Origin of the sequence: Pseudomonas sp. JR33AA, assembly GCF_021378985.1 — a bacterium.
Lineage (GTDB): Bacteria > Pseudomonadota > Gammaproteobacteria > Pseudomonadales > Pseudomonadaceae > Aquipseudomonas > Aquipseudomonas alloputida.
Map to the genome: position 1 here is coordinate 1 of NZ_JAJSAW010000037.1, position 3,308 is coordinate 3,308.

Consider the following 3,308-nt stretch of genomic DNA (forward strand, 5'->3'; position numbering starts at 1 on the left):
GGCGGGCGATGGCATTGAGGTTGCCGATGGGCAAGGTTTCGGTGACCGGGTCGCTGCTCCAGGTCAGCGGCATGCGCCGCTCGGTCGGTTTGAAGTCTTCGACCCAGGTTTGCAGGGCGCTCACCGGCAACACATGGGGCTGGGTGGACGGCGCCTGATTGCCGCTCACCAGCTCGGCCATGTCCAGCTGGCGCATGTGCCGTTTGCGCAGGGCTGCCGAACCGGTGATGCGGGCGGTGATGGCGTTGGTCCACATGTGCGGGCTGTAGCCGATCCACACTTCCTTGGCGGTGTCCTGACAGGTGTCGGCCCACACCCAGCCTGTGCTCTGGCCGGACAGGTAGCGCTCACGTCGGTGGTAGTGTTCCAGCCCTTGGTAGCGCAGCGCCTTGTAGAGGCCTGCGCCGAGATGTTCGTGAATGAACAGCTTTTCGCCCAGAGGGCCTTTCATGAACACGTAGACATAGCCTGGGCGCAAAGCGCGCAGGGTGTAGGCCGAGTGCTGCAGCGGGGCGAAGCCTTGTTCCAGGTTGAAGCCTGCATCGGCATAGCGGCAAGCGGGGGCGTCGCCGGTGCGGGGCACGATGGCGTAGCGCACTGGCAGGATGGGTATGCGTGCGCTGCAGGCAGGGCCGGAGGTGGCGCTGCTGACGGAGGCGTTAGTCATGGGCAGGCTCCTTGCTTTCGACCAGAGCCTGGAGCTCGCGAAGCCGGGCCTGGGGCGACTCTTCGAGGTTGGTGTATATTTTTCCCGCCTTGTCATTGCTCATCAGCCACATGTGCCCGGCTATCAGCCGAATGAATTGGCCCGCAACTTCCTCGTTCCGGAAATTGAGGGCTTTCAGTTGCGGCAGGAGCTTTTCTATCCATAGGCGTATGTCCGCCAAGGTATGGGTGGCATGGGGTGGCATGGCCAAGACCTCGTGCGCCAATGAGAGGACGAAATGCTCGTGCATGCCTGCTTGCAGCCGATCAAGCTCAAGCGGGTTGAGGGTCAAAGGCAGTTCTGATTTTGAGCGGGCAGCAATCGGCTTGTTTTCGTGTGTTTTCCACTCATGAGCCGGCCCCCAGTTGACTCGCCATGCCAACCGAGACACTGGGCCAAGCCAGGCCTTGCGGTGGTCGTCGTCCAGCGCATTCAGCCAGGCTGCAAGATGGTCCGGTGTGACAGGGTGAGTGGCAACGCTTTGGTCAGGGAGCACGACCTGCACCAGGCTGGTGAAATGGTCCGCCAGCGCTGCCAGGCCAACCTCGGCATCCAGCGCGATAGCTCCACCGATAGGCATCCAGGTCGTGATCGCATGGGCAAGCAGCTCGTGAGCGTCTGCAACGTCCACCAGCAAAGGCCCAAACTCATGACAGTCATCCAGGGCGCTGTTCTTCCATATCCATGCCTTTTGAGTATTCCGGCTGACAGCGTTGATAAGGTCGAGTACCGATGGGGCATAAGCAGGAACCAGTTCACCCTCCTGCGGGATGGGCCGATAGGCCCAGTACTCGATTGCCCTGGTCATGAGCAGCAGAAAGCGGCAGTTGTGAACAAAGTCTTCGCTGAGCGGAGCAGGTGATGACGTTGTAGTCATTGGCCTGGCCCTCGGATACAGCGGCAATCGGGCAGGGGGCAGGAACCATCAGGGCGGCGCCCACACAGGCGCTCCAGAGGCTTGCCGGTGTTTGGCGCACTGCTGATGGAAAAGGGGTTTGTCGTCCCATTTGCCGACTTGAGCATCTGGCCGGTGATGCGAATCGTCGGGCTGTCCAGGGTGATGCCCGTTTCGTCGATTCGAAGGGAGCCCCCAGGGCCTTGGATGACCACGGCTTCCGATGCTCGAAGGTCATAACGGCGAGTACGTCTGCGAATATCCCCACGGGCTTCCAGCTCGGCATGCCCTTCGACCAGTTGCTCACAGTTGCCACCGATACGGATGTGGTGATTGGCGGCGATCTGGTCGTGACGGTGATTGCCGATGTTTTCGACTCGGTCCTTGGCGATCCTGATCGTGTGGGTTCTACCGATGTCGAGCGCGGCGTCCTGCCCAATGGTAACGCGCTCGTCATTGCCAACCGTTTCCGTACGGTCGTGGCCGATCAGGATCGATTCGTCGTTATTGACCTGCTCTTTGCGGTCATTGCCGACCTGCGTAGTCTCATCGTGCTTGACCACATTGTTCTGATCCTTCTGGGCATGAATGAACACTTCCTCCTGGCCCAGTTCGTCCTCGAAGCGCAGCTCGTTGAAGCCATCGCCCTTGTGGGTCTGGCTCTTGATGGTCATGCGGGTCTTGTGGCGGGGAAGGTCGTACGGTGGTAGCTGGTTACCGCAGTAAGTGCGGCCGGTGATCATCGGCTGATCGGGGTCGCCGTTGACGTAGTGGATGATCACGTCCTGGCCGATCCGAGGGATGGCCATCGCGCCCCAGCTTCCGCCAGCCCAACCTTGGGATACGCGTACCCAGCAGGAGCTGAACGCGTTGTCCTGGCTTTCTCTGTCCCAGGGGAAGCTGACCTTGACCCGGCCCCATTCGTCGCAGTAGATCTCTTCACCGGGCGGCCCGACCACGGTGGCCATGTGCGGGCCGTCAACGCGTGGTTTGGGCAACGGGGCTGGGCGCCACTCTGTTCTGCCTGGCACCAGTACCGCCTTTTGCTCGTAACGTGTGCCCTTGTCGGCCCCGGCAGCTTCTTCCTGCAAGCTGGTGAACTGGCTGCCTTCGTGGCGGACTGTGCTGACCCGCCAATGCACATTCAGGTCTTCGCGTGGGTGGCCGGTCAGGGTGAAACTCAGGCCTGGTTGCAGGCGCACATCGTCGCCTTGCACCTCGGCAATGCGCACGTCGTGGCGCAGGCCTGTGATGCGGTTTTCAGTGAACGGCTTGCCAACGGCATCGCGTTTGTAACGGCCGGGGTAGTCGAAGCACTCATAATCCGTGGACTGGTGCTCAAGATAGGGGCCCGAGGCCCTCTGTTCCTGACGATAGGCCGGGTGGGTGAAGGTGTAGTCGCGTTGAACCTGCCGTGCAGTACGCACTTGTTCGCTGTAGCGCAAGCGCCGTAGGCAAGGTTGAGGCTGGTCGCCGCCGTTGTTGGAATGGTACAGCACGGTGTCTGGGCCGGACGGTTCACGCTCACGGTAGGAGCCTTCGGCGTCGTCTTCGTGTTTGATGACACCGTGACTTATCAGACCGAGTGATTGCAGCCTGTCGGTGATGATCAGCTTATGGCGTTTTTCGTTGTGTTCGAAGCGGTAGACGAAGCCTTCTTCAGCCGCCAGGCGGGCGATGAACGCCAAGTCCGTCTCACCGGCCTGA

Annotated in this window: 3 protein-coding genes; all 3 read right to left on the reverse strand. The window is 61.1% G+C overall.

Annotated features, from left to right (window positions below; genetic code table 11):
• Nucleotides 1–667 (reverse strand): toxin VasX (locus LVS58_RS24835; RefSeq protein ID WP_325175995.1); only part of this gene is annotated, 667 nt, incomplete at its 3' end.
• Nucleotides 660–1,583 (reverse strand): DUF4123 domain-containing protein, encoded by a 924-nt coding sequence (locus LVS58_RS24840; protein ID WP_233693228.1) that lies wholly within the window; start codon nt 1,581–1,583, stop codon nt 660–662. The genes LVS58_RS24840 and LVS58_RS24835, both read right to left, overlap by 8 nt.
• Nucleotides 1,580–3,308: type VI secretion system Vgr family protein (locus tag LVS58_RS24845; RefSeq protein ID WP_233693229.1), on the reverse strand; the 1,729-nt coding region annotated here is incomplete at its 5' end. The genes LVS58_RS24845 and LVS58_RS24840, both read right to left, overlap by 4 nt.

Coding starts and splice junctions, on each gene's coding strand:
- LVS58_RS24840 (WP_233693228.1), bottom strand. CDS start 1,583: ATGACTACAACGTCATCACCTGCTCCGCTCAGCGAAGACTTTGTTCAC.